Consider the following 25047-nt stretch of genomic DNA (forward strand, 5'->3'; position numbering starts at 1 on the left):
TCTCGCGGCATCCGATACATCGAGGTAATATACGGGAAACTTTGGCTCTACAAGCGTCGGATAAAAAGGACGCAGGAGCCGAAAGTCGAGGGAAACGAGGAGGTCTCCCATGTCGATCGTCATCACCCGCCCCCGATCGGGCGTCACCGCCATCCACGCCGCCGATCTGGCCGCGTTCCGCGCGGCGGTCGACGACAGCTTCGTGCCGCTGCACGTCACCGCCGCCGACCCCGATCGCTTCCGCGGCACGATCCGCGCGGCCTCCGCCGACGGCATCCACGTCAGCACCGTCGCGGCGTCGCCGCACGTCGTCGAGCGCACGCCCGACCTCATCGCCCGCGCCGACGGCCCGGCCGTGAAGATGAGCCTCATGCTCGCCGGCACCGGCCTGCTGATCCAGGACGGCCGCGAGGCGCTCCTGCGCCCCGGCGACTTCGCCGTCTACGACACGTCGCGCCCGTACACGCTGAGCTTCAGCGGCGACTTCCGCACGATCGTCACGATGTTCGCGCCCAGCGCGCTCCCCCTGCCGTCGTCGGCCCTCGCGCAGCTCACCGCCGTGCGGGTTCCGGGTGACGGCGGCCTCGGGGGTGTGGTGGCCCCCTTCCTCGCGCAGTTGGGCACGCACCTCGACCAGGTCGCCAGCCCCTCGGGGTCGCGCCTCGTGCACACGGCGCTCGACCTGCTGACCACCGTCTACGCGCACGAGCTCGGCACGGACGTCGCGGCGAGCGACCCGCACGCTGCCCTGCGGCGCCGGGTCGAGGAGCACATCGACGCGCACCTGGCCTCCGCCGACCTCTCCCCCGGCACCATCGCCGCGGCGCACTACATCTCGACACGGCACCTGCACACGCTCTTCCAGGGCCAGGGCACCACGGTGGCCGCGCTCATCCGCTCGCGCCGGCTCGAACGGTGCCGTCGCGACCTGACCGATCCGCTGCTCGCCGATCAGTCGGTCTCGGCGATCGGCGCGCGATGGGGGTTCCCGGATGCCGCGCACTTCAGCCGCACCTTCAAATCGGCGTTCGGATTCTCGCCGAGCGAGTGCCGCGCGGGGCGCTGAGGCCCCTCACGTCTCACGAAGGGCGGGCTGCGAAGCCCCCAGCCAGCCGACGGGGGACGGGGCCGACAGCGCGGGACGCCGCAGCGCGCAGCCGCCCCCAGGTCCCGCTTCTGGCCGAGCATGTCCCGGCACACGGTGGGCTCTGGAGCCTCCAGGCGACCAGAAGGGGGACATGGGCGACCGGAAGGCCCGGCGCCGCTCGCGCGGTCACATCCCCGCGTGGTCGAACGCGATCGTCGGCACGTCGACGATGTGCGCGCCGCCGTCCGCGACGATCGTCGCCCCCGTGATGTACGAGGAGTCGGTCGAGGCGAGGAAGCGTACGACCCCCGCGATCTCCTCCGGCTGCGCCGGGCGCCCGAGCGGCACGTCGGTGGTCACGGCGGCGTAGGCCGCCGCCCGGTCGTCGAGGTCGGCGGCGCGGGCGAAGGCGTCCATCTCCTCGTCGGCCATGGGCGTCGCCACCCACCCCGGGCAGACCGTGTTGACCCGAACACCGGCGCGCCCGTAGTCCCGGGCGAGGGAGCGGGTGAGGCCGATCAGCGCGTGCTTGCCGACGGTGTAGCCCGCGACCGAGGGCCCCGCGGCGAGACCCGCGATCGACGACATCACCACCACCCGTCCGTGCGCGGCGATGAGCGCGGGCAGGGCCGCGCGGACGACCACGAACGCGGTCGTGACGTTCGCGCGCAGGGCGGCTTCCCAGGCGTCGTCGTCGGTGTCGGCGACCGTGGCGAAGCCGTGTCCGCCGGCGTTGGCGACGACGATGTCGAGCCGGCCGTGCTCCTCGAGCACGCGCGCGACGAGCGCGGCGGCGGCAGCCGAGTCCGCAGCATCCGCGGTGACCGCCATGCCCCCGATCTCGGCCGCGACCCGCTCGAGGGGCTCCGCGCGGCGGCCCGTCACGACGACGTGCGCTCCCTCGCGGGCGAACCGCCGCGCGACGGCTTCGCCGATGCCCGTTCCCCCGCCGGTGATGAGCACCACCTGACCGTTCAGGTCAGCATCCATTCGTTCCTCCTTCTGCCCGGACTCGCGCCGGGCGCCTCGCGCGCTCACGCGGGAAAACCGGATCGCGCGCTGACCCCGAAGTCCGACACCCACGTCGCCGCCGACACGGGTCGCAACCGCGGGGAGGCGAGCAGGACGATCTGATCGGCCACCTCGGCGGGTGTCTGCACGGGGTAGTCCGCGCCCGCGAAGCCCTGCGGCATCCCGAGGTCTCCGCGGCTCATGGGTGTGTCCACGATCGACGGGCACACCGCGTTGACGCGGATGCCCTCCGGGGCGAGCTCGACGGCGGCGGCTCTCGCCAGCTGCAGCAGCGCCGCCTTCGAGGCGCTGTACGGCACCATGCCGGCGGTGGCGACGAGTGCCGAATCGCTCGCGACGACGACGACCGCGGGAGCCTCCGATCGCCGCAGCCACGGCAGCGCGGCGCGAAGAGTCACGAAGGCTCCGGTGACGTTGACGGCGAAGACACGCTCCCAGTCGGTGACAGACGTCTCGGAGAGCGGCGTGCCCACCGGTCCGGAGATCCCTGCGGCCAGGACGAGCACGTCGATCCCGCCCAGCTCACGCGCGCACGTGTCGACGGCGGCGGCCGCCGCCGTGGCATCCGTGAGATCGGCGACGATCGACGCACCGTCGATCTCGCGCACGCGCGGGTCGAGGTCGACGGCGCCCACGCGCGCCCCTTCCGCGGCGAGCGCCCGCACGGCGGCGCGGCCGATTCCGCCGGCGGCCCCCGTGACGAACGCGCGCCGCGCGGTCAAGTTCAGGTCCATGCGGCCATCCTGCGCGCGGCGGCGGCGCGCGGCATCCGTCCCTGCACGGACGCAACAGGCCCCCTCGCCGGCGGTCAAGTCGGGTGGGCCGGGGCGGAGCAAGATCGCTGCAGCGGGCGGTCGCTCCCGCTCGGAACCCGAACCGAAGGACCCGCCATGACCGACTCGACCTCCGCCGGCTCGTCGACGGCGCTGCAGCGCGGCGCGCTGGGCGTCGCCGGCATCGTCTTCCTCGTCCTCGCCGCGGTCGCGCCGCTGACCGGGATCGTCGTCGTCGCCTCTCTCGCGATCGCCCTCGGCAACGGAGGCGGCACGCCCGCATCGTTCCTGATCATCGCGGTGATCCTCCTGCTGTTCGCCGTCGGCTACGCGCAGATGTCCAAGCAACTGGTGAACGCGGGCGGTTTCTACGCCTTCGTCGTGAAGGGCCTCGGTCGTACCGGCGGGCTCATCGCGGGCCTGATCGCGACCCTCGGTTACAACTTCTTCGTGGTCGGCACGATCGGCACGAGCGGCTTCTTCATGCAGTCGATCATCGCCGGGCTCACCGGATTCGACATGCACTGGTACCTGTGGGGTCTGCTGTCGATCGTCGTCTGCTTCGTCCTGGCGCGCACGGGCGTGGACTTCTCGTCGAAGGTGCTCGGTGTCGCCCTCGTGCTCGAGGTGCTCATGCTCGTCGTGTTCGACGTCTCGGTCCTCGTGCAGACGGGATACGACCTCGGCGCATTCTCGACCGAGGCCGTGTTCTCGGGCTCGCTCCCGATCGGTCTGCTGCTGGCGGCGACCGGCTTTCTCGGCTTCGAGGCGACCGCGCTCTTCGGCGAAGAGGCACGGAACCCGCTGAAGACCATCCCGCGCGCCACCTACACCGCGATCGTCGCGATCAGCGTCATCCTCGGCGTCACCACGTGGGCCGTCGTCAGCGCGACCGGCGTCGCCCAGGCGCAGGGCACCGCGCAGGAGCACCTGGCCACGGGCGATCTCATCTTCAGCCTTGCGGCGACCTATCTCGGCCCCCAGCTCACCGTGGTCATGGAGATCCTGCTGCTGGTGAGCCTGTTCGCGGCGATGCTCGCCTTCCACAACTCCGCCACCCGCTACCTCTACGCTCTGGGCCGCGCGCGCGTGCTGCCGTTCGCCCTCGCCCGCACGCGCGCCTCGGGTGCCCCGCAGATCGCGGGGATCGTGCAGGCCGGGTTCGCTGCGATCGTCGCGGGCCTGTTCGCCCTCGCCGGACTCGACCCGATCCTCACCCTCGTCCCGGCGATGCTCGGGTTCGGAACCCTGGCGGTGATCGTGCTGCAGGCGCTGGCCGCCCTGTCGATCGTGGTGTTCTTCCGCCGCCGCGCAGACCGCCGCTGGTGGAGCACGCTGATCGCCCCCGGTATCGGCTTCCTCGCCCTGTCCGTCATCGTGATCCTCGCCGTGGTCAACTTCGACATCGTCGCCGGATCGAGCGAGCCCGCCATCCGCGCGATGCCGCTTCTGCTGGTCGCGGCCGTCATCGGGGGCATCGGCTACGGCGTCCACCTGCGCCGCCGCAAGCCGGCCGTCTACGCCGGGCTCGCCGACGACCTCGAAGCCTTCAACGTCGCCTCGGCCGAGAAGGGGAAAGACCCCGTCCCCGGACTCTGACCCCGGATGCCGAACCCCGGCCGCACCGACCTTTTCGGGCGCGAGCGGGGGCGGCATCCGATCCCCCGCCTCCCGGCATCGCCCTTCGCGCGGCCGGGCCACGGCATCCATTCCACCCCCGAAGGAGATCGCATGACCGACACTCTCAACCTGTCCGACACGAGCACCTGGCTGCCGCTCGACGGGCTGGCTCCCGGCTTCGACGCCGCCAAAGCCGACCTGACCGACGCCCTCGCGAGGCGCACCTTCACCACCGTCGACGACGAGGGCACGCGCACCGCGTACCGGTTCGAAACGGATGCCGTGGCGTGGGAGTCGGGGTCCGAGACCGGTCGCGACGCCGTCGAGGTGATCGAGGTCGACGAGGAGCTGTACTACGCGCAGTACGCCCCCGCCCTGCGCTCCGACCAGGCCGTGACGCTGATCCTCGACCTGCGCAGCGGCCACGCTCTGACCGTCGTGAGCACGCTCGGCGCCGCGGCGCCGGGGCGCACGGCCGTGCAGATGAGCTTCACCCCGGCGCGCATCGCCGAACTCGAGGTGCGCGGCGAGGCCCCGGCGCCCACCGACGAGCTCATCGGTCGGCGGGTGCTGTGGGTGTACTCGACCGTGCACGCGTACGAGCACGTCTACCTCTCACCGCACTGGTACTCGTGGCACTGCCTCGCCGGTCCCGAGCAGGGCTTGGCTGACACCGACGAGAACACGGTATGGCGCGTACGCCCGGGCATCTACGTGTTCACGTGGCGCGAGAAGGTCATCCCGTGCGGCTCGGTGACGATCGCCGACCACCGCGACCAGAAGGCGCTGCGCGCCCATGGTGTGCTGTTCGGCACCGACGAGTCCGGCACCGGCGCGACGCACTTCACCTTCGGTGCGCACGGCCGCCTGCTGTCGAACACCGTGCACCCGGTCGAGTACGACCCGGCGCGCCCGCTGGAACGCTGAGGCCCGTTCGCCCCCGAGCCGCGTCCCTTCGGGGGCGCGGCTCTCGCGTGTGCGGGGGTGTCCCGTGCGCCCGAGACCCGCGCGCCGAGCCCCGACATCTCCGACCCCACGAGGACGCCTCCCAGAATCGGACGGAGGCACCAGATCCGGATGCCGCAGCGGCATCCGTCCAATTCCGGTGCGCTGGTTTCGATTCCACGGCGTCACGCGCCGGCATCTGCCGTGGCACCGTGACCGGCGGAGGACCAGGGACGAGCGGAGGATCCCAGCACCTTCACGCTCCTCCCGTCGCCCCTCACCCTCCGCCCGTCACCACCAGCGGCCCGCCGCACACCGGAGCCGCGCCCGCGGGACGCCCCGCACACGCGGAAGCCGCGCCCCGACCGGGGGCGCGGCTTCTCGGCGTAGGTCAGGCGGCGAGCGCCACCAGCTTCCTCGCCCGCGCGGTCGCGAGGCGCATCCGCAGCACGTGCGTCAGGGCGCTCAGTCCGATCGCCGCGACGAGCGCGAGGCCGCTGGCCACCGCCTGCCAGAACGTCGTGACGCCCAGCAGCACGAGCGAGTTGTTCAGCGCCCCGTAGAACAGCACGCCCACGACGACGCCGAAGATCGTGCCCTCGCCTCCCGTCAGAGCGACACCGCCCAGCAGCACTGCCGTCAGCACGACGAGCTCGAAGCCGGCGCCCAGCTGACCGGCCGGGGCGCTGTTCAGGCGGGCCGCGACGATCGTGCCGGCGAAGCCCGACATCGCCCCCGACAGCACGAAGAGGGCGAACGGCAGCCGCCGCACCGGGACGCCGGAAAGGTACGCCGCCTGTCGGTTGACGCCGACGGCGTAGACGTGGCGGCCGGTGGGCGTGAGCGACAGGAAGATCCCGGCGACGATGAGCAGCAGCACCGCGATCCACACCGAGAGAGGAACACCCGCGACGGTTCCGACACCCAGCAGGCCGAACTGATCCCCGAAGTTGTTGCGTGGGGTGGGGCTGATGAGCTGCGCCACCCCGCGCACGGCCGTGAGGGTGCCGAGCGTGGTGATGAACGAGTTCAGTCCCAGCACGGTGATGATCACGGCGTTCACGAGCCCCACCACGGCCCCCGCGAGGATCGCGAGCACGATCGCGACGGCGGGCTGGCCGGCCCCCTTGTCCATGACGAGGGATGCCACGACCCCGCCCAGAGCGAGGCTCGAGCCCACCGAGAGATCGATGTACCCGGCGATGAGCAGCATGGCCACCGGGATGGCGACGATCGCGATGACCGCGCTGTCCTGCAGGATGCCGCGGATGTTCTGCCATCCGAAGAACGAGTCGGTCGCCACCTGCACGCCGATCACCAGGACGATCAGCACGATGAGCAGCGGTGTGCGCACGACGCCCTCGACGGCGGCGCGGAGGAAGCGGTTGTCGGTCACGGCAGGGTTCCTTCGGTGGGGGCGGTGAGATCAGCGGGGACGGAATGCACGGCCGAGAGGAGATCGTCGGCCGTGGTCAGGGCGACATCGACCTCGTCGATGACGGCGCCCCTCGCGAAGATGAGACACCGGTGGGCGAGGTCGATCACTTCCTCGGGCTCGTTCGTGGCGACGATGACACCCATCCCCTTCTCGGCGGCGAGGGCTTTGACGGCGTCGTAGATGTCTTTGCGGGCACCGACGTCGACGCCCTGAGTGGGGTCGTCGAGCAGGATGACCCGCGTTCGGGCGGCGTCGTTGACCCACCGTCCGAGCAGGATCTTCTGCTGATTTCCGCCGCTGAAGCGGCCGGCGGGCAGATCGGCTGCGCGCGGGCGGAGGGCGAGGCCGTCGGCGACGCGGTCGAACACGCCGCGCTCCGCGCGAAGCGACCGCAGCCCCCACGATCCGAGACGGCGCATCGCGTCGATGACGGTGTTGTCCTGGGCAGGCAGAGCGGCGAACAGGCCCTCACGAGCCCGGTCTGCGGGGACGAGGGCGATCCCGGCGCGCAGTCCCTGAGCGGGTGACCGCGTCTCGCGGGAGACCCCGTCGATCGCGAGGGTGCCGCCCGTGCGCGGGAGACGCCCGAACACGGTGCTGAGAAACCGCGTGCGCCCCGACCCGACGAGCCCGTAACAGGCGACGATCTCGCCCGGGGCCACCGAGAGATCGGTGGGCTGGAGCCCGGGGGCCGTGAGCCCGCGGACCTCGAGCACCGGCGTCTCACCGCGACGCGGCGCCGCGGGGCGGTCGTTGGTGGCTCCGTGCCCGTCGCTGATCGCCGCGACGAGGGACTCGCGCGTGATCTCCGAGCCTTCCGCCGACCACACCGCCCGCCCGTTGCGCATGACGGTCGCGGCGTCGGCGAGTGCGAGCACCTCGCCGAGCAGGTGCGTGACGTAGAGGATCGCGATCCCGCGCCCGGCGAGATCGCGGACGAGTTCGCCCAGGCGGGCAGCCTCGGCACGCGAGAGCGCGGCGGTCGGTTCGTCGAACACGATGAGCCGCGCGTCGCGGCGCACGACCTTGGCGATCTCGACCAGCTGCCGCTGTCCGATCGGCAGGGTCGCGACCTTGACGTCGGGGTCGATTCCCGTTGCACCGACCGCGTCGAGCGCCTCGCGCGCCAGGCGGCGCTGCTCGCCGCGGCGGATGATCCCCCCGGCGGTGAGTTCCTGGCCGATGAAGAGGTTCTCGGCGACGGTCATGTTCTCCAGCAGGCTGAGGTGCTGGTAGATCACCGCGACGCCGGCGGCGATGGAGGTTCGCGGGGTCAGGGAGTCATGGCTGGCGCCGTCGATCTCGATGGTGCCCTCGGTGGGGGCGACGCCGCCGCCGAGACAGGCGATGAGGGTGGACTTCCCCGCGCCGTTGTGGCCGAGCAGGGCGTGGATACGCCCGCCGGGGATGTCGAGGGTGACGTCGTCGAGGGCGAGGGTCGCCCCGTACCGCTTCGTCAGACCGCGCACGGTGACAGACATGTCGTATCCGTTCTCGTCGGAGGGGTCGTCGTCGACGGGCGGAGCGGGTCGCCCCGCCCCGCCCGGGCGGGTCAGCCGCCGAGCTCGGTGATGTAGCTCGAGAGGTTGGGGTCCGAGACCGTCACGACGGTCACGGGCAGATCGACGCTGGCATCCGCCTTCCCCTCGCCAAGGGCGACGGGGATGTCGATGACGTTGTCGACGAGGTCCTTGAGCGAGAAATACGTGGCGGCGCGGAAGAAGTTGCCGTCCTTCATCTTCTGCAGCAGGAACAGGTTCGGGTCGAGTCCGCCGACATAGGTCTTCGGGTCGTTCTCGGGGCGACCCGCGGCGACGAGGGCCTGGTAGGCGCCCTGCGCGGCGTCGCCGACCGCTGAGACGACGACGTTCGCGTCGGGGTGCTGCGCGAGGAGGGTCGTCGTGACAGAGAGCCCGTCGTCGGGGGTCACGGCCTGCTGCTCGCCGACGATCTGCAGGTCGGGGCCGGTCTCTTTCAGACCGTCGAGCAGACCCTGCGTGCGTTCCTGGCCGATCTGGCGCTCGGTCTCGCTGAGCACGATGACCTCGGCGTTCGGGCCGACGTTCTCCAGCGCCCACTCGGCGGCATCCTTCCCCAGGTCGTAGCCCGACTGGTAGAAGCTGAACTGGAGAGTGGCGTCCTGGTTCGTCATGTCGCCGCCGTAGGTGACCCAGTACTTCCCGGCATCCCGGTACTGCTGGGCGACGGACTCGAGGCTCGCGGGGTCGACGGGGAACGACACGACGGCATCGACGTCGCTGCCGAGGTTCGAGGTCAGCTGGCTGACCTGCTTCTGCAGGTCCATCTCGTCGTTCGTGAAGGTGACCTCCACGCCCTTCTCGGCAGCGCGCGCCTCGACGATGTTGACGATGGCGCCGTAGACCGGCAGCGCCGTGAAGGGGTAGTCGAACAGGATCTTCTTGACCGGGCCGCGCTCGGCGGGGGCCGAGGCGCCCGAGCCGGCGTCGTCGGCTGCCGTGGTGCTGCACGCCGAGAGAGCGAGACCGGCGATGGCGACCGTGGCCAGGGCGGTCAGGCGGAGACTGCGCTTCATGATGCTCCTTGCGATGAGGTGAGTGCGGGTGCGGGTGCTGTCATGCGGGTGGTGCAGGGGGGAAGCTTTCGAGCGGGGCGGATGCCAGGGGTCAGGGCGTCCACACGCGTCGGCCGGAGAACCAGGTCTCGACCGCACGGGTGTGGACGACGCGGTCGATCTCGACGGCGAACGGGTCCTGGTCGAGCACGACGAAATCGGCCGACTTGCCCGTGGCGAGCGAGCCGGTCACGTCGCCGAGCCCCATCGCTGTCGCCGCATTGATCGTGAACACCTCGAACGCCTCCTCGAGCGTCAGCGCCTGCTCGGGCCACAGGGTCCCGGGTGCGCGGCCGAGCGGGTCGGCGCGGGTGACGAGACCCTGAATGCCCTCCCACGGGTTGGGCGAGACGCTGACCGGCCAGTCGGAGCCGCCCGCGACGAGCACGCCGCGGTCGACGAGGTCGCGGTTGGGCTGGACCTGCGTGGCCTCGGGCTGGGGACGCACCTGGGCGATGGCATCCGGGATCACGCCGGGGAACCACAGGAACGGCGAGATGTCGGCCGAGACGTCGAGGTCGACGAACCTCTGACGGTCGTCGGGGTGCACGAACTGCCCGTGCGCGATCTGGTACGGGGTGCTCGTGTCACCGCTCGCGCGGACGACCTCGATCGCATCCAGTGCCACGCGGACCGCGGCATCCCCGGTGCAGTGGATCTTGGCCCCGAGGCCCTGGGCGGCGGTGCGGGTGAGCCAGTCGGTCAGTTCGGCGGGGGCCATCGTGGTGACTCCGCAGTGCGCGTGGCCGTGGTCAGGGGTCGGCAGGTACGGGGTGAGGAACGCGCCGGTGTGGGTAGGCGGCACCCCGTCGAGGGCGATCTTGACGAAGTCGGGCCGGTGATGTGCGGTGCGGAACTCCTCGCGCCGCGCGACGAGATCGTCGCCGACGGGGGTGTTCGCGAAGAGGAACTCGCTCGACAGCAACGACGACACGACCCAGGCGTGCAGGTCGCCGTCGATGTCGAGGTCGCGGAGCGCGCCCATGATCTCGACGGTGGCGGCGGCGTCCTGGAACGCGGTGATCCCGAAGGAGTGCAGGATCTCGATCGCGCGGGCGCTCGCCCGGCGGTAGCGCTCAGGGGTGCGGGCGAGACTGCGATCCAACGCCTCGGTCACCGGGAGCGTCGCGGACTCCATGAGGAGTCCGGTCGGCTCCCCCGTCTCTTGGTCGCGCACGATGCGGCCCTGCGCGGGGTCGGGAGTGTCGGAGTGGATGCCGGCTGCCGCCAGCGCGGCCGAATTGGCGAAGCGGTTGTGATGGCTGTCGTCGGTGAGGACGACCGGTCGTCCGCCGGCGGCCTCGTCGAAGCGGGCGCGGGTCTCGGCGCGGGCGAAGTCGTCGAGCAGGACGCTGCCGAACGCCTCGCCGACGACCCACTCGTCGGGGCCGAGGTCGGCCGCCCACGCACGGACGGCGTCGAGCACCTCGTCGAGTCCGGCGGTGGGAGGGAAGGAGAGCTGGAAGAGGTCGCCCTCCCCCGCCATGAGGTGGTGGTTGTGCACGTCGACGAGACCGGGCACGACGGTTGCGCCGCGGAGGTCGCGCACCTCGGTCGCGGGTCCGGCGGTGGCGAGCACCTCGTCGTCGCCGCCCACGGCGAGGAGGCGGCCGTCGGCCACGGCGAGCGCGGTCGCGCGGGGCCGGGAACGGTCGGCGGTGTGCACGTCGGCACCGTGGAGGATGAGGTCGGCGACGGTCATGGGGTCTCCCGGGGGATCGGCGGGGTCGGGTAAGGACCCCGGGCGGGTGCGGGCGGAGCGGGTGCGGGCGGAGCGGGTGCGGGCGGAGCGGGTGCGGGCGGAGCGGGCACGGGGGTCCGGCTTCCGCCGGGACCGGCGAGTGCGGTGGAGCGGAGGTGCGGGTGGGACCGGTGGAGCGGACGACCCGGTGCGCGAGGCTCCGGTGCGGGTGAGTACATCCTGCGCGCATCCGTCCCGCGCGGCTTGACCAGGGATGCCCCGGCGTTGACGGTCAACGCACGACCCGTCCGCGAAGCGCCCGCGCCGCCGCCCCGCGCGCTGCCCGGCCCGCTCCCCCGGGCGCGACGACCCACGCATAAACACTTTTCGCGCGCATAAACGCGCTGTGCTCGCGTTTCCGCGCGCGAATCGCGTTTATGCGTGCCTTCACGGCGTGCGTTCACGGCGTGCGCACCGACGCCTTCCTCAGCCGTTGATGACCTGCGGTACCCCGAGGGCCTTGAGCCCCTCGACGCCGAACTCGAGACCGTAGCCCGACCCCTTCACCCCGCCGAACGGAATGAGAGGGTGCACCCCTCCGTGGGAGTTGATCCACACGGTGCCCGCCTGCAGACGTGCCGCCACCCGGAGCGCGGCGTCGCGGTCGCTCGACCACACCGAGGCGCCGAGACCCACATCGAGGCCGTTGGCGCGGGCGATGGCCTCCTCCACATCGCCGTACCGGATGACGGGAAGCGCCGGTCCGAACTGCTCCTCGTCGACGAGGGCGACGCCGTCGGTCACATCGGCGACGATCGTGGTGCGATAGAACAGTTCGCCGAGCTCGGTGGCGGGCTCGCCGCCCAGCACGATCCGGGCACCGGATGCCTTGGCATCCTGGACGAGTCGATCGACGATGTCGAACTGCTGCTTGTTCTGCAAGGGCCCGAGCACCGCCCCTTCGTCGAGACCGCGCCCCATCGGCACCTGCGCGGCGTATGCGGCGAGCGCCTCGACGACGGCGTCGTAGACGTCGTCGTGCACGTACAGGCGTTTGAGAGCGGCGCAGGTCTGGCCGGTGTTGATGAACGCGCCCCAGAAGAGTCCCTCGGCGATGGCCGCGGGGTCGACGTCGGGCAGGACGATGCCGGCGTCGTTGCCGCCGAGCTCGAGGGTCAGCCGGGCGAGGTTGCCGGCCGAGGCCTCGACGATTCTGCGGCCGGTCGCGGTCGATCCGGTGAACATGATCTTGTCGACGTCGGGGTGCGCCACCAGACGCGCACCGGCATCACGGTCACCGGAGACGGCGATGAGGACGTCGTCGGGGAGCACCCCGTTGATGACGTCCACGAGGGCGAGCACACTCAGCGGCGTGTACTCGCTCGGCTTGACCACGACGGTGTTGCCCATGCGCAGGGCCGGGGCGATCTGCCAGACGGAGATCATCATGGGCCAGTTCCACGGACCCACCGCCGCGACGACGCCGAGCGCGCGGTAATGCAGTTCGGCGTACGCCTCGCCGTCGTCCACGACGACCTCGGGGGCCAGCTCTGTCGCCGCGGTGGCGCGGAGCCACGCGGCGCACGCGCCCACCTCGAAGCGGGCGTTCGGTCCGTCGAGGGGCTTGCCCTGCTCGCGGGAGAGGAGTCTCGCGAGCGCCTCGGCGTTCGCCTCGATGCGATCGGCCGCGGCCCTCAGCAGACCGCTGCGTTCCTCGTGCCCGCGCTCATCCCACCCCGGCTGCGCGGCGCGGGCCCGGGCCACGGCGTCGTCGACGTCGGCGGTGGTGTGCACGGGCGCGCGTCCGATGACCTCGCGGGTCGCGGCATCCGGGATCTCCCGCCCCTGCCCCTCGGGGGCCTGCACGCGGGCCAGCAAGGCGGCGTCCGCGGCCGCGTCTGCGGCGCCCGCCGGGGTATCGGCGACGGGAGCCTCGGTCTCGACCGCGGGATCGGCGAGGGCGGGGGTGGGGTCGGACATCGTTGCTCCTTCGGTTCGTGTCCCGGGCCGTCGTGCGCGGGGCCCGTTCCGTCAGCCTCCGCCCGGTGCCCGCTCGACGCTTGTCCCCCCGCGCGCTCCCCTAGACCGGCCGCGCCCGCTTCCGCCCGGCCGCGCGCCATCCCCTCTGTCCTGGCGCGAACGCGAGCGACGAAGCACGACCTCTCACGCGCCGTCGCGCACGAGCGTGGGCTGCAGCGCGGCGAACGCCGCGCGGAGCCGCGCGCGAGCCCGCTCGTACCGCTTGCGCGCCGCGGCAGGACGCACACCCGCGAGCGCCCCGGCCTCGGCAACGCCGAACCCGTCCCAGAGCACGAGTCGCAGCAGTTCCTGGTCGCTCGCCGGGAGCGTCCCGAGCGCCTCGAGCGCGATGAACGCCTCATCGCTGACCGGTTCCGGCTCCGCACGCACGAGGAGGTCGTCGATCCGCGCGCGGCGAGCGCGCTTGCGGGTGTGGTTGGCGAGCACGTTCCGCGCGACGCCGAACGCCCACATGCGCTGTTCTTCGGATGCCACCGGCAACCGCCGCCGATGACGCCACAGCGCGAGCGTGGTCTCCGAGACGCAGTCGTCGGCGTCGGCGCGTGGGTCGACGCGACGCACGAAGTACCGCAAGAGGTCGGGGATGAGCGGTTCGACGGCAGCCTCGAAACGCGCGCGTTCCGCGTCCACGGTCACGGTCGACGCCCCTCGAGCATCTCGCCGCACCACGCGTCGACCGCCTCGACCCCGGCGCGATCGCCCGCGTCTGCCGCCGCCGCGAGGGCCTTCTCCTCGTCGACGATCCCGCCCCCGTCGGTCGTGACGGTCGCCGGCCACGTCGCCGCCCCGGTCAGCGTCTGCGCCGCGATCGCCGCGCGGTGCGCATCGCCGGCCGCGTCGGCATCCAGCCATTCCTCCCGCCACGCGCAGCGGGCGTTCTGCTCGAACTCGCTCCGGATGCCGGTGACCTGCCGCAGACCCTCCGGGGCGTCCGCGGCGATGGCACGGGCGAACGTCGCGGCGTCGTAGCCGATCGGCAGAGAGGCGTAGGAGGGCCACAGGGTGACCGCGTAGTCCGGGTAGTCCGACGCCGACGTGTCGATCCACTCGCTGCCGTCGGCCTCGGTGCCGATCGGCCGCGTTCCCTCGGGGGAACCGGGGTTCGGGCTGCCGAACCATCCGGTGCGCGCGAGGTACCCCGAGGCCACGGCTGCGGCTGGGATCCCGATCCCGCTCACCGCGACGATCGCCACGATCGGAACGACCCACCGCCCGTGGCGCACGGGCTGTCGGGTCGCCGCGCGCACGAGCCGTCGTGCGCGGTCGGGCGGCATACGAACGTCACGCGCCGGGTCGGCGGCGGCGAGGGCGTCGAAGGGGTCGGGGTTCATGGCGAGTCCTCTCTCATTCTCTTCATCCCGTTCATGTCGCGACGCCTCGCGAACGTGACACCCCGCGCTACTCTCTCGCTCGTGCATTTCTCCTTCGATCCCCCGACGGCGCGCGAGTTCGCGACGCTCTACGCCGAGACCGGCTGGGGCGACCAGCCCGAGGAGACATTCGACCGGGCCCTCGCGGGCACCTGGGTCGTCTGTGCCGCCCGGGACGACGACGGCATGCTCGTCGGGATGGGGCGCCTGATCAGCGATGGCGCCCTGCACGCCTTCGTCACCGAGATGATCGTCGCGGAGCGCGCGCGAGGGGCGGGAGCCGGGGCCGAGATCCTGCGCCGCCTGGTCGAGGAGGCTCAGCGTCGGGGTGTGCACGACGTGCAGTTGTTCGCGGCACGGGGAAGGGCGGCGTTCTACGAGCGCAACGGGTTCGTCCGGCGGCCCGCCGACGGTCCGGGGATGGACGTCGCGTCCTCTCCCGCGCCGACGCCCGGACCTTCGGGCGGGCTGAGGGCCTGAGAAACGGTCTCGAAGCACCTCTGCCGACAGTCTGGGAGCATCTACGCGAGGCGTTCGGGACGCCGCCCCGCGACGGAGACGCGCTGCGCGCGACCCGCGAGATCGTATATGATCTCTCCCGTCAGGCGCACGAAGTCGTGGGTCGCTGCTCGAAAAAGGGGCACGTAGCGCGAGAACCGCGCGAGACACATACGGCTCATTCCCGTTCCTGTTTCGCGAAAGGCTTCCGCATGCCCATCGTCTCCGCCCACGTCGCCCACACCCTCGGTCGCCACCTCGACCACGTCTTCGGGGTGATGGGCAACGGCAACGCCCACTTCCTCGATGTGCTGCACCGCGAGACCGCCGTGACCTTCACGGCGATGCGGCACGAGGCGGGCGGAGTCGTCGCCGCCGACGCCCACTACCGCGCATCGGGCCGTATCGCCGCGGCCACCGCCACCTACGGCGCCGGCTTCACCAACACCCTCACGGCCCTGGCCGAGTCCGCCCAGGCCCGCATCCCTCTGCTGCTCGTCGTCGGCGACGAGCCCACCTCCGGCCCGCGCCCGTGGGGCGTCGACCAGGTCGCCCTCGCCTCGGCGGTCGGCGTGCGCACCTATACGGTGGGAGATCGGGATGCCACGGCCACCGTCCTCATCGCACTCGAGCACGCGCTGACCTACCGCGTGCCGGTGGTGCTGGCGATCCCCTACGACGTCGTCACGCGCGAGGCGGGTCCGCTCACCGACGCCGGGACCGTGACCCTGCCCGCGCCCCTCGCTCCCCGCGGACCTGCGGCGGAAGCGACCCTCGACCGCATCGCCGACGCGCTCGCCCGCGCCGAGCGCCCCTTCCTTCTGGCGGGCCGTGGCGCGTGGCTCGCCGACGCCGGCCCCGCGCTCGGTCGCCTCGCTGACGCGACCGGTGCGATCACGGCATCCACCGCCCTCGGCCGCGGGATCTTCCCCGCGGCGGAACACGACCTCGGCGTGACGGGAGGCTTCGGAGCCGAGGGCGCGATGGAGCTCGTGCGCGAGGCCGACGTCGCCGTCGTGTTCGGCGCGGGCCTGAACCAGTTCACGATGCGCTTCGGCGAGCTCTTCGGACCCCGCACGCAGGTCTTCCAGATCGACGTGGCCCCCACCGCGACGCACGCCCAGGTGGGCGGTTTCGTGCGGGCGGATGCCGGGGTGGCCGCCGAGACGCTCGTCGAACGGCTGCGCTCTCGCGGCGCGCCGTCGTCGGGCTGGCGTGATCGCGTCGACGTCGCGCCCCTTCGCGAGCAGGAGCCCGGGGACGGCCTCGCGCCGGACGGGCGTCTCGACCCGCGCTCCGCCGCCGCACGGCTCGCGGAGCTCCTCCCCGAGGACCGCGTCGTCGTCTCCGACGGCGGACACTTCCTCGGCTGGTCGAACATGTACTGGCCCGTAGCCTCACCCGACCGCATGATGATGATCGGCACCGCGTACCAGTCGATCGGCCTCGGCTTCCCCTCGGTCGCGGGAGCCATCGCCGCCCGGCCGGACTCCACCGTGGTGCTCACGACCGGCGACGGCGGCGGGCTCATGGCCATCGCCGACCTCGAGAGCGCGGTGCGAGCGGCCCGGGGGCACGGCATCGCGGTCGTGTGGAACGACGCCGCCTACGGCGCAGAGGTCAACCTGTACGGCCTCAAGGGCCTCGCCCGAGAGCCCATGCTCATCCCCGAGGTCGACTTCGCCGCCGTCGCCCGCGGCTTCGGCGCGGAGGGCGTGGTCGTGCGCGAGGTGGCCGACCTCGACGCCCTCGCCGCATGGACGGCGCGCGACCCGGGCGAACGCCCGTTCCTGCTGCTCGATCTGCGTATCAGCGGCGACGTCATCGCGCCGTACCAGCGCGAGATCATCAAGGTGAACTCGTGAGCGGGGTCGCCCAGCCGCTGGGCGGGGGCCGCGACCAGGTGCCCGGCGCAGTCCTCGACGACCTCCGCACCGCCCTGGGCGACCGCCTCCTCATCGACCCCGCGAGCCTCGCCGCCCATGCCGTCGACAGCTCGCGCGCGCAGCCCGAGGGACTGCCGCTCGCGGTGGTGCGGGCCGCCTCGACCGACGACGTGTCGACCGCCCTCGCGTGGGCGAACGCCCGTGGCATCCGGGTCTCCGTCCGCGGAGCGGGGACCGGGCTCTCCGGCGGCGCGGTCGCCTACGCGGGCGGGCTGGTCATCTCGCTCGAAGCGATGAACCGCATCCTCTCGATCGACGTCGACAACCGGCTCGCCGACGTCGAGGCCGGGGTGATCACAGCGGAACTGGATGCCGCGGCTCTCGCGCACGGCCTGTTCTTCCCGCCCGACCCGGCGAGCGCCCAGTGGTCGACGATCGGCGGCAACATCGCCACGAACGCCGGCGGGCTGCGCTGCGTCGCCCACGGCGTGACGACCGATGTGGTCGCGGCCCTGGAGGTCGTGCTCGCAGACGGGCGCGTGATGCGCACCGGCGCGCGCACGCGCAAGAACACCACAGGGTACGACCTCACGAGTCTGTTCACCGGCTCCGAGGGCACGCTCGGCGTGATCACCGGCGCGACCGTCCGCCTCAAGCCCGTGCCGCCGGGGCAGCCCCGCACCTTCCGCGCGAGCTTCGACGACATCGAGGATGCCGGACGCGCCGTCACCGCGATCGTCTCGGGCCCCGCCGCCCCCGAGGTGCTCGAGCTGATCGATGCGCGCAGCGTCGAGATCATCGAGGCGTTCCACCCGAGCGGCCTGCCCTCCCCCGGGGCCGCGATGCTCGTAGGTCAGACCGTCGGCCTCGCGGCACACGAGACCGCCGAGCAGATCGCCGCGATCTGCCGGGCGCACGGCGCCGCCGAGACCGAGATCAGCGACTCCGACAGCCTGCTCGAGGCTCGCCGCCTCGCCAATCCCGCGCTGACCGCGCAAGGACTTCGCGTGTCGTGCGACGTCGGCGTGCCGGTGGCGCAGCTCGCGGCGGTGTTCCGCGGCATCGGCGAGATCGCCCGGAGCCACGGGCGCCGCGTCGCCATCGTCGCCCATGCCGGCGACGGCAACCTGCACCCCACGGTCGAGGCCGGTGACACCCCCGACGAGTACGCCGCGGCCGAGCTCGTCATCGACGACATCACGCGCCTCGCCCTGTCGTTAGGCGGAACCATCTCGGGCGAGCATGGCATCGGCTCGGTCAAACGCCACGAGCTCCCCTGGCAGCAGGATGCCGCCGCCCTCGACGTGCAGCGCGCGATCAAGGCCGCGCTGGACCCGCGTGGCATCCTGACCCCGGGGCGGGCGATCTGACGCGCACCGCTCCGCGGCCCGGAAGCGGAACGGTCCCGGCATACTGACCGCATGGACCCCCTCCCCCGAACGAGCGACTCTCTTCTCGTGCGCACCGCGGCAGCACCCCGGACCCATGGATGAACCTCGTGGCCGCGGTGCGCACCGAGAACGCCGATGGGTTTCGCGCCTCCGTGCAGTTCGTCGACGACGTCCGATGGGTAGGCACAACGGAGGACGACGTCCGGTCGGCGATTGCCGACAACGATGAGGGCGCCTCCGTCCTCTTCATCGCGGACGACATCGCCCTGACGACCGAGGGTTACCCCGTGCTCGTCATCGACCTCCGGGAGAGGCATCCGCCGTTCCGTTGCGTTGCAGCCGACCTCTGGGCCGTGGACAACAACCTCAACCTCGCCAACATGGGGTGGGAGGAGTTCGCCGATGCGGTCGACGAGCAGGGGGTCTACAGATCCGAGCCCCCTGCATCGCACGCAGGACCTTCGGCGACGGTCGCGCGCGAGATCGCGATGTGGCCGGAACAGGTGGCACCTCGCCGAGAGCTCGGCGAGGCCTTCACGGCCCCACGACCGGTCGAACACTTCGCATACTTCCGCTGGCGCAGATCCGCCGACGCCGCAGCCGACGATCTTCGCTCGCACGGCTTCACGGTCGACATCCGTCGCCGCGGACTGCAGCTGATCCTGGTCGCGACACGCGTCGAGACGTTGACGGATGCCTCGGTGGCGGCGTTCCTCACCGAGGTCATCGGCATCGTCGAAGCGAGGAAGGGCGACTACGACGGCTGGGGCGCGAACGTCGAGGTGCGTGACGCGTGAGGACGCGCGCCGTCGCCGCGGCTGCCGCGATCGCACTGATCGGTGGCGCGGTGGTGGTGCTGTTCCTCTTCCGGCTCTGGCGGAGTTGCGACGGCGAGGACACCTCGGCGGACTGCCCGAGGCTCCCGCGGACGCCGCCGTGATGGGTGTCGCGGCGGTGGTCTTCGTCGTGGGGATCGTGGTTCTCGCGGGGGGCCTGCTGACGCGCCGGTCGCCCGCGTGATCGAACCGCATCCCCTCGGCGCCTGACTCGCGACGAGGGTGCCCTCCCCCGCGCCCTCCCCGCGCGGTCCGCTCGTTTGCCGCAGATCGCCGGCGCCGCGCACACGTGGCGACAATCCGGGGCAAACGACCCACGGCTAGCGACGCGCGTTCGCCGCAGTTGGTCGGCCGCGTGCCGACGAAGCGACAACCCGAGGCAAACGCCCTACGGCCAGCAACGCTCACCCGCCGCACATCGCCGCCCCCCCACTCGCCAAGCGACAAGCCGAGGCACGCGAGGCGGGTCCACAACGCACGCTCGCCGCAGAGGATCGAGCGCACTCGAACAGAGCGACAACGCCCCCGCCAGAAACGCCCATTTGCCGCAGATCGCCCGCACCACGCCCTCGAAACGACAACCCGAGGCAAACCGACGCACAACCAACAACGCCCATTTGCCGCAGATCGCCCGCACCACGCCCACGAAACGACAACCCGAGGCAAACGACGCACAACCAACAACGCTCACTTGCCGCAGATCGCCCGCACCACACCCACGAAGCGACATCCCGAGGCAAACGACGCACGGCTTGCGAGGCTCACCCGCCGGAGATCTCCGGCGTTTTGTCCACAGGTTGCGGATGCCGTGCCGACGCGCCGCTCCGACCGTGCGATGTTCCAAAGGTGAGAGTTGCATCCTTGCCCGCCGAGCTGCCCGAATCCTTCGCCGTTGGTGCGGCGTTGCAGCTCGGCGTGTCGCGGCGACGACTCCGGGCTACCGATTTGTCGTCTCCGTTCTATGGCGTGCGCACGCGCTCGGCCGCGCCGGACGACGGATTCGAGGCGTCCGTTCGGCGTCGATCGACCGAATACGCCGCGCGGATGCGGGAGTGCGAGTTCTTCTGCCTGGTCGCCGCTGCCGTGCTGTGGGGCGCACCCCTGCCCTCGTCGGTCTTTCGCGTCCGCGACGGATCGAACGAACTCGTCGCACGTCCTCTTGACGTCGGAGTGCTCCTGCCCGCGCGCGCGAGCAGGGCGCGAGGAGTGCGCGGCGCCTCGATCGCGGAGGGGATGGGCAGTGTGCGCACCGAACCCGTGAGCGGCCTGCGGGCGACGAGCCCCGCGACAACCTGGGCGATGATGGGCGCTCTGCTGAAACCGGACGACCTCGTCGCGCTCGGCGACGCATTCGTGCGCGAGCCGATGCGCTCGGATGACCCACCGGCGCTCGCGACGATCGCGGAGCTCACGGCAGCCCTCGAAGCGGGACGCCGGCGGGGTGCCGCCGCGCTGCGCGAAGCGTTGCCCCTGGTGCGGACACGCTCGAGGTCGAGGAAGGAGACCGAGACGCGCTTGGTCCTCAGGGCTGCGGGGCTTCCCGAACCGTCGCTGAACTGGCCGGTGGTCGTGGAGGGAAGGGTGGTCGCACTCGTCGACCTGGCCTTTCCGAAGCGCAAGCTGGGTTTCGAGTACGAGGGCGCGCAGCACCTCACCGACCCACGACAGTGGGCGAGCGACATCCGGCGCTACGAAATGCTCACCGACCTCGGCTGGCGCATCATTCGCGTCACCAGGTCCGACCTCGGCGAGTACCGTGCGCCGTTCGTGGAGAGGGCGCGCGCAGCATTCACCGGTCGGGCCGGCTCGGGCTGACACCCGCTGCCGCCCCTGCCGGGCAGCGCCCGCGTCGCCGTCCGCCGAGCCACGGCATCCATTCATTTGCCGCACATGGCCGCATAGCGCCCACGCGCATGACCACCTAAGGCACCCAAACCGACGGCCCGCTTATCCACTTACCGCACATGCCCGCATCATGCCCGCACCAGTGACCACCTGAGGCAACCCAGCCGAGGAGCCCGCGCCCCGCGCACGCCGAACGGCCCCGCCGCGCCGAAGCACGACGGGGCCGCCCGAGCGAGCGTCAGACCTTCGCGAGCCCGCGGATCGGGCTGACCTCCTGTTCGGCCTCGTGGTCCGGGCCGAGCGGGATGCCGCTGCGATCACGCAGCAGCAGAGTCGCGATGAGGCCGAGTACGGCCATGACCGCGAGGTACACCGTCACCGACACCGTCGTGCCGGTGGCGTCCACCAGTGCCGTGGCGATGGTCGGGGCGAACGCGCCACCGCAGATCGCGCCGATCGCGTACGAGATCGACACCCCCGAGAAGCGGATGGATGCCGGGAACAGCTCGGCGTACAGCGCGGCCTGAGGGCCGTAGGTGAGGCCGAGACCGACCGTGAGCAAGACGATGCCCAGGGTGAGGAGCCCGACGCTGCCGGTGTTCACGAGCGGGAACAGGGCCACGATCGCCACGAGCATCGCGATCCACCCGATGATGTAGGTGTTGCGACGCCCGATCTTGTCGCCCAGCCACCCGCCCAACCAGGTGAAGACGAACCACGACACCGCTGAGAGCGTCACCGCGCCGAGCACGTCGGCGGTGGGGAGACCGAGGGGGCCGTCGGGGTTGGTCGCGTAGCGCTGGATGTACCCGCCGGTGGTCATGTAACCGACGGCGTTGTTGCCGGCGAAGACGAACGCGGCGATGATGACGAGCAGCGCGTGCTTGCGGAACAGCTGCACGATCGGCATCCGGGTCTGCTCTTTGCGCTCGGCGATCTCGACGAACACCGGGCTCTCTTCGACCTTCTTCCGCACGTAGTAGCCGACGAGGATGAGCACGAACGACAGCAGGAACGGCACGCGCCAACCCCATGCCAGGAACGCGTCGCCCGGGGCGATGAGCGCCATGAGCGCCAGCATGCCGCTCGCGAGAAGCAGGCCGAGGGGGACGCCGAGCTGCGGCGAGGCACCGAAAAGGCTGCGCTTGGTCTTGGGCGCGTGTTCGACCGCCATGAGCACCGCACCGCCCCACTCGCCTCCCGCCGAGATGCCCTGCAGCACACGCAGCAGGATCAGCAGGACGGGGGCCACGACACCGATCGCGTCGTAGGTGGGGAGCACGCCGATGAGCGTCGTCGAGGCACCCATGAGGATGAGCGTCAGCATCAGCACGACGCGGCGGCCGTACTTGTCTCCGAGGTGGCCGGCGAGGAACGCGCCGAGAGGCCGGAACAAGAAGCTCAGGCCGACGGTCAGGAACGCCAGGATCTGTGCGATGCCGGGGCCGGCGGGCGCGAAGAACAACTGCCCGAAGACGAGGCCCGCAGCGGAGGCGTAGAGGAAGAAGTCGTACCACTCGACAGTGGTTCCGACAACGGTGGCGAAGACCACGCGACGGCGGTCCGTGGAGGTGGAGATGGTGCCGGTGGGCGTGAAGCCCGGTGAGTGAGAGCGGGACATGGGACTCCTTCGAGACGTCATCGTCAGACCCCGGACGTCGTCGTCGGTGACGAGGCGTGGTGTTGCTGGGGCGTTCGTTATCGTATACGATTTCGGATACGACGCAAGGGAGCATCTATGACCGACCGCACCGACCCCCGGTTCTCCGCCCTCGGCGGGCGACCCGGCAAGATCGTGGCCGTCCACCTGGCCTATGCCTCCCGCGCCGATCAGCGCGGCCGCCGCCCCGCCACGCCCTCATACTTCTTCAAGCCGTCGAGCTCGATCGCCCCTTCGGGCGCCGAGATCGTGCGGCCGGCCGGCACCGAGCTGCTCGCCTTCGAGGGCGAGATCGCGCTGATCATCGGCGACCCTGCGCGCTGGGTGACTCCGGATGCCGCCTGGTCGCATGTGGCATCCGTCACCGCCGCGAACGACTTCGGGCTCTACGACCTGCGCGCGAACGACAAGGGCTCCAACGTCCGCTCCAAGGGTGGAGACGGCTACACCCCGCTGGGGCCGGCGCTCATCGACGCCCGCCAGGTCGACCCCGCGGCCCTGCGCCTGCGCACGTGGGTCGATGGCGAGCTCGTCCAGGACGACTCCACCGCCGACCTGCTGTTCCCGCTCCCGCAGATCGTCGCCGACCTCTCGCAACACTTCACCCTCGAGACCGGCGACGTCATCCTCACCGGCACCCCCGCGGGCTCGTCGGTCGTCACGCCCGGACAGGTCGTCGACGTGCAGGTGGATGCCGGCTCCCTCTCCACCGGGCGACTGCGCACCACCGTGGTCCAGGGCGAGCGCGCCTTCGACCCCGCGGTCGGATCCCTCCCCGCGGCCGACGATACCCAGCGCACCGAGGCGTGGGGGTCGGCGGAGGCCGCGGCCGCCGGCGTTGCCGCCACGAGAACAGGTGACGTCACCGCAACAGGGCGATCCACCGCGAATCAGCCTGTCCCCGCGGCATCCCCTGTTCTCGGGGCCGACACCCCCGCGCTCACCCCCGACCTCCGCACGAAGCTCGAGAGTGTGCCGGTGGCGGCCCTGAGCGGCCAACTGCGCAAGCGCGGCCTCAACGACGTCACGATCGACGGCGTCCACGCGCTGACTCCCGGCAGCCGGTTCGTCGGGACAGCCCGCACCCTCCGTTTCGTCCCGCACCGCGAAGACCTCTTCGCCGCACACGGCGGCGGATACAACGCGCAGAAGCGCGCCTTCGACGCGGTGGAGGAGGGCGAGGTCATCGTCATCGAAGCCCGCGGCGAGACGGGGTCGGGCACGCTCGGCGACATCCTCGCGATCCGCGCCCACGCGCGCCGGGCCGCCGCGATCGTCACCGACGGCGGCGTCCGCGACGCCGAAGCCGTGGCCGCCGTCGGCATCCCCGTCTTCACCGCCGGCCCGCACCCCGCCGTCCTCGGCCGTCGCCACGTCCCGTGGGAGACCGACGTCGCCGTCGGCTGCGGCGGCACCACCGTCGAGCCCGGCGACATCCTCGTCGGCGACGGCGACGGCGTGATCGTCATCCCGCCCGCCCTGGCAGAAGAGGTGGTCGATGCCGCCCTCGCGCAAGAGGAGGAAGACGCATGGATCGCCGGCCAGGTGGCATCCGGTCACCCCGTCGACGGCCTGTTCCCGATGAACGCGGAGTGGCGCGCGCGGTTCGAGAGCGAGAGGCGGAGCTGATGGATGCCGAGACCCCCACCACCGCGCCGGGCCAGAGCAAGTCGCAGCAGGCGTACCACTGGATCAAGAACCGCATCGCGTCGCAGGAGTTCTCCCCGGGCTACCGATTGGTCCTGGGCTCGATCGCCGGCGACCTCGAGATGAGTGTCGTACCGGTGCGCGAGGCGATCCGCCAGCTCGAGGCCGAGGGACTCGTCACGTTCGAGCGCAATGTCGGCGCCCGGGTATCCATGGTCGACGACACCGCCTATCGCTTCAGCATGCAGGCACTGAGCCTGCTCGAAGGGGCCGCGACCGCCCTGTCGGCTCGCGCGCTCACCGTCGACGACGTGCGACGCGCGCGCCAGATCAACGAGCTGATGGTCGAGACCCTCGAGCACTTCGATCCGCGTGCCTTCACGGCGCTGAACCAGGAGTTCCACGCCATCCTGTTCGCCAAGTGCGCCAACCCGCGCCTGCTCGAGCTCGTGCAGGCCGAGTGGGCCCGCCTCGGACACCTGCGCGACTCGACGTTCAGCTTCGTCCCCGGCCGCGCCGCCGAGTCGGTCCGCGAGCACGAGAACATCCTCGTGCTCATCGAGACGGGTGCCCCGCTCGGCGAGATCGAGAAGGTCTCGAGACGCCACCGCTCGGCCACCCTCGACGCCTACATGATCCACGAGCACCCCGACCAGGTGCTCGGCCTCCCCGCTTTTTGAATCCCGGATGCCAAGACTCCGCGCC

The 25047-nt window shown here is 71.6% G+C and carries 21 protein-coding genes; 11 read left to right on the forward strand and 10 right to left on the reverse strand.

The window, feature by feature from the left end:
- The first annotated feature begins 109 nt into the window (after nt 1-109).
- Complete coding sequence (locus PIR02_01150; GenBank protein WZH37279.1) at nt 110-1066, forward strand: helix-turn-helix domain-containing protein; 957 nt, start codon at nt 110-112, stop codon at nt 1064-1066.
- Between the two features lie 207 nt (nt 1067-1273).
- Here PIR02_01150 and PIR02_01155 read toward each other — a convergent pair whose 3' ends face one another.
- Together PIR02_01155 and PIR02_01160 are read right to left on the reverse strand one after the other, a co-directional pair.
- Nucleotides 1274-2077 (reverse strand): SDR family NAD(P)-dependent oxidoreductase, encoded by an 804-nt coding sequence (locus PIR02_01155; GenBank protein WZH37280.1) that lies wholly within the window; start codon nt 2075-2077, stop codon nt 1274-1276.
- A 44-nt stretch (nt 2078-2121) separates the two neighbouring features.
- On the reverse strand, nt 2122-2853 hold the full coding sequence (locus PIR02_01160; protein ID WZH37281.1) for an SDR family NAD(P)-dependent oxidoreductase: 732 nt from the start codon (nt 2851-2853) through the stop codon (nt 2122-2124).
- Between the two features lie 156 nt (nt 2854-3009).
- On the opposite strand from PIR02_01160, the gene PIR02_01165 reads away from it, so the two are divergent.
- Together PIR02_01165 and PIR02_01170 are read left to right on the forward strand one after the other, a co-directional pair.
- Nucleotides 3010-4491: an APC family permease gene (locus tag PIR02_01165; protein ID WZH37282.1), complete on the forward strand. Its 1482-nt coding sequence runs from the start codon at nt 3010-3012 to the stop codon at nt 4489-4491.
- 132 nt (nt 4492-4623) lie between these two features.
- Nucleotides 4624-5439 carry a MoaF C-terminal domain-containing protein gene (locus PIR02_01170; GenBank protein WZH37283.1) on the forward strand — a complete coding sequence of 272 codons (816 nt, stop codon included), beginning with the start codon at nt 4624-4626 and terminating at the stop codon, nt 5437-5439.
- A 409-nt stretch (nt 5440-5848) separates the two neighbouring features.
- Here the strand turns inward: PIR02_01170 and PIR02_01175 are convergent, their stop codons facing one another.
- The 7 genes from PIR02_01175 to PIR02_01205 all read right to left on the reverse strand — a co-directional run bounded on the left by PIR02_01175 (nt 5849) and on the right by PIR02_01205 (nt 14540).
- Complete coding sequence (locus tag PIR02_01175; GenBank protein WZH37284.1) at nt 5849-6853, reverse strand: ABC transporter permease; 1005 nt, start codon at nt 6851-6853, stop codon at nt 5849-5851.
- A complete protein-coding gene (locus PIR02_01180) occupies nt 6850-8376 on the reverse strand; it encodes a sugar ABC transporter ATP-binding protein (GenBank protein ID WZH37285.1) in 1527 nt (508 codons plus the stop codon). The genes PIR02_01175 and PIR02_01180 overlap by 4 nt, the downstream gene beginning before the upstream one ends.
- 71 nt (nt 8377-8447) lie before the next feature.
- A complete protein-coding gene (locus PIR02_01185) occupies nt 8448-9449 on the reverse strand; it encodes a sugar ABC transporter substrate-binding protein (protein WZH37286.1) in 1002 nt (333 codons plus the stop codon).
- Nucleotides 9450-9540: 91 nt separating this feature from the next.
- Nucleotides 9541-11190 (reverse strand): amidohydrolase, encoded by a 1650-nt coding sequence (locus PIR02_01190; protein WZH37287.1) that lies wholly within the window; start codon nt 11188-11190, stop codon nt 9541-9543.
- A 465-nt stretch (nt 11191-11655) separates the two neighbouring features.
- A complete protein-coding gene (locus PIR02_01195; GenBank protein WZH37288.1) occupies nt 11656-13149 on the reverse strand; it encodes an aldehyde dehydrogenase family protein in 1494 nt (497 codons plus the stop codon).
- A gap of 183 nt (nt 13150-13332) precedes the next feature.
- The gene (locus PIR02_01200) at nt 13333-13845 is read right to left on the reverse strand and encodes an RNA polymerase sigma factor (GenBank protein ID WZH37289.1); all 513 of its coding nucleotides are present in this window, start codon (nt 13843-13845) and stop codon (nt 13333-13335) included.
- Complete coding sequence (locus tag PIR02_01205; GenBank protein ID WZH37290.1) at nt 13842-14540, reverse strand: hypothetical protein; 699 nt, start codon at nt 14538-14540, stop codon at nt 13842-13844. Before PIR02_01205 ends, PIR02_01200 begins: the two co-directional genes overlap by 4 nt.
- 81 nt (nt 14541-14621) lie before the next feature.
- Here PIR02_01205 and PIR02_01210 point away from each other — a divergent pair, with 81 nt between their 5' ends.
- From PIR02_01210 to PIR02_01235, 6 genes are all read left to right on the forward strand, one after another.
- On the forward strand, nt 14622-15059 hold the full coding sequence (locus PIR02_01210; protein WZH37291.1) for a GNAT family N-acetyltransferase: 438 nt from the start codon (nt 14622-14624) through the stop codon (nt 15057-15059).
- Between the two features lie 230 nt (nt 15060-15289).
- Entirely contained in the window at nt 15290-16942 is a 1653-nt protein-coding gene (locus PIR02_01215; protein ID WZH37292.1) for a thiamine pyrophosphate-binding protein, read from the forward strand.
- Entirely contained in the window at nt 16939-18333 is a 1395-nt protein-coding gene (locus PIR02_01220) for an FAD-linked oxidase C-terminal domain-containing protein (GenBank protein WZH37293.1), read from the forward strand. The genes PIR02_01215 and PIR02_01220 overlap by 4 nt, the downstream gene beginning before the upstream one ends.
- Nucleotides 18334-18452: 119 nt before the next feature.
- Nucleotides 18453-19151 carry a ribonuclease E inhibitor RraB gene (locus tag PIR02_01225; protein ID WZH37294.1) on the forward strand — a complete coding sequence of 233 codons (699 nt, stop codon included), beginning with the start codon at nt 18453-18455 and terminating at the stop codon, nt 19149-19151.
- Nucleotides 19141-19374, forward strand: a complete 234-nt coding sequence (locus PIR02_01230) for a hypothetical protein (protein WZH37295.1) — start codon at nt 19141-19143, stop codon at nt 19372-19374. Before PIR02_01225 ends, PIR02_01230 begins: the two co-directional genes overlap by 11 nt.
- A 677-nt stretch (nt 19375-20051) precedes the next feature.
- Nucleotides 20052-21005 carry a hypothetical protein gene (locus PIR02_01235; protein WZH37296.1) on the forward strand — a complete coding sequence of 318 codons (954 nt, stop codon included), beginning with the start codon at nt 20052-20054 and terminating at the stop codon, nt 21003-21005.
- 268 nt (nt 21006-21273) lie between these two features.
- On the opposite strand, the gene PIR02_01240 is transcribed toward PIR02_01235, so the two are convergent.
- Nucleotides 21274-22656 (reverse strand): MFS transporter, encoded by a 1383-nt coding sequence (locus tag PIR02_01240; protein ID WZH37297.1) that lies wholly within the window; start codon nt 22654-22656, stop codon nt 21274-21276.
- 117 nt (nt 22657-22773) lie between these two features.
- Here PIR02_01240 and PIR02_01245 point away from each other — a divergent pair, with 117 nt between their 5' ends.
- Entirely contained in the window at nt 22774-24324 is a 1551-nt protein-coding gene (locus tag PIR02_01245) for a fumarylacetoacetate hydrolase family protein (GenBank protein WZH37298.1), read from the forward strand.
- Nucleotides 24324-25022, forward strand: coding sequence for a GntR family transcriptional regulator (locus PIR02_01250; protein ID WZH37299.1), 699 nt, complete (start codon nt 24324-24326; stop codon nt 25020-25022). The genes PIR02_01245 and PIR02_01250 overlap by 1 nt, the downstream gene beginning before the upstream one ends.
- Nucleotides 25023-25047 lie beyond the last annotated feature (25 nt).

It is taken from the genome of Microbacterium enclense, from assembly GCA_038182865.1.
Lineage (GTDB): Bacteria > Actinomycetota > Actinomycetes > Actinomycetales > Microbacteriaceae > Microbacterium > Microbacterium enclense_B.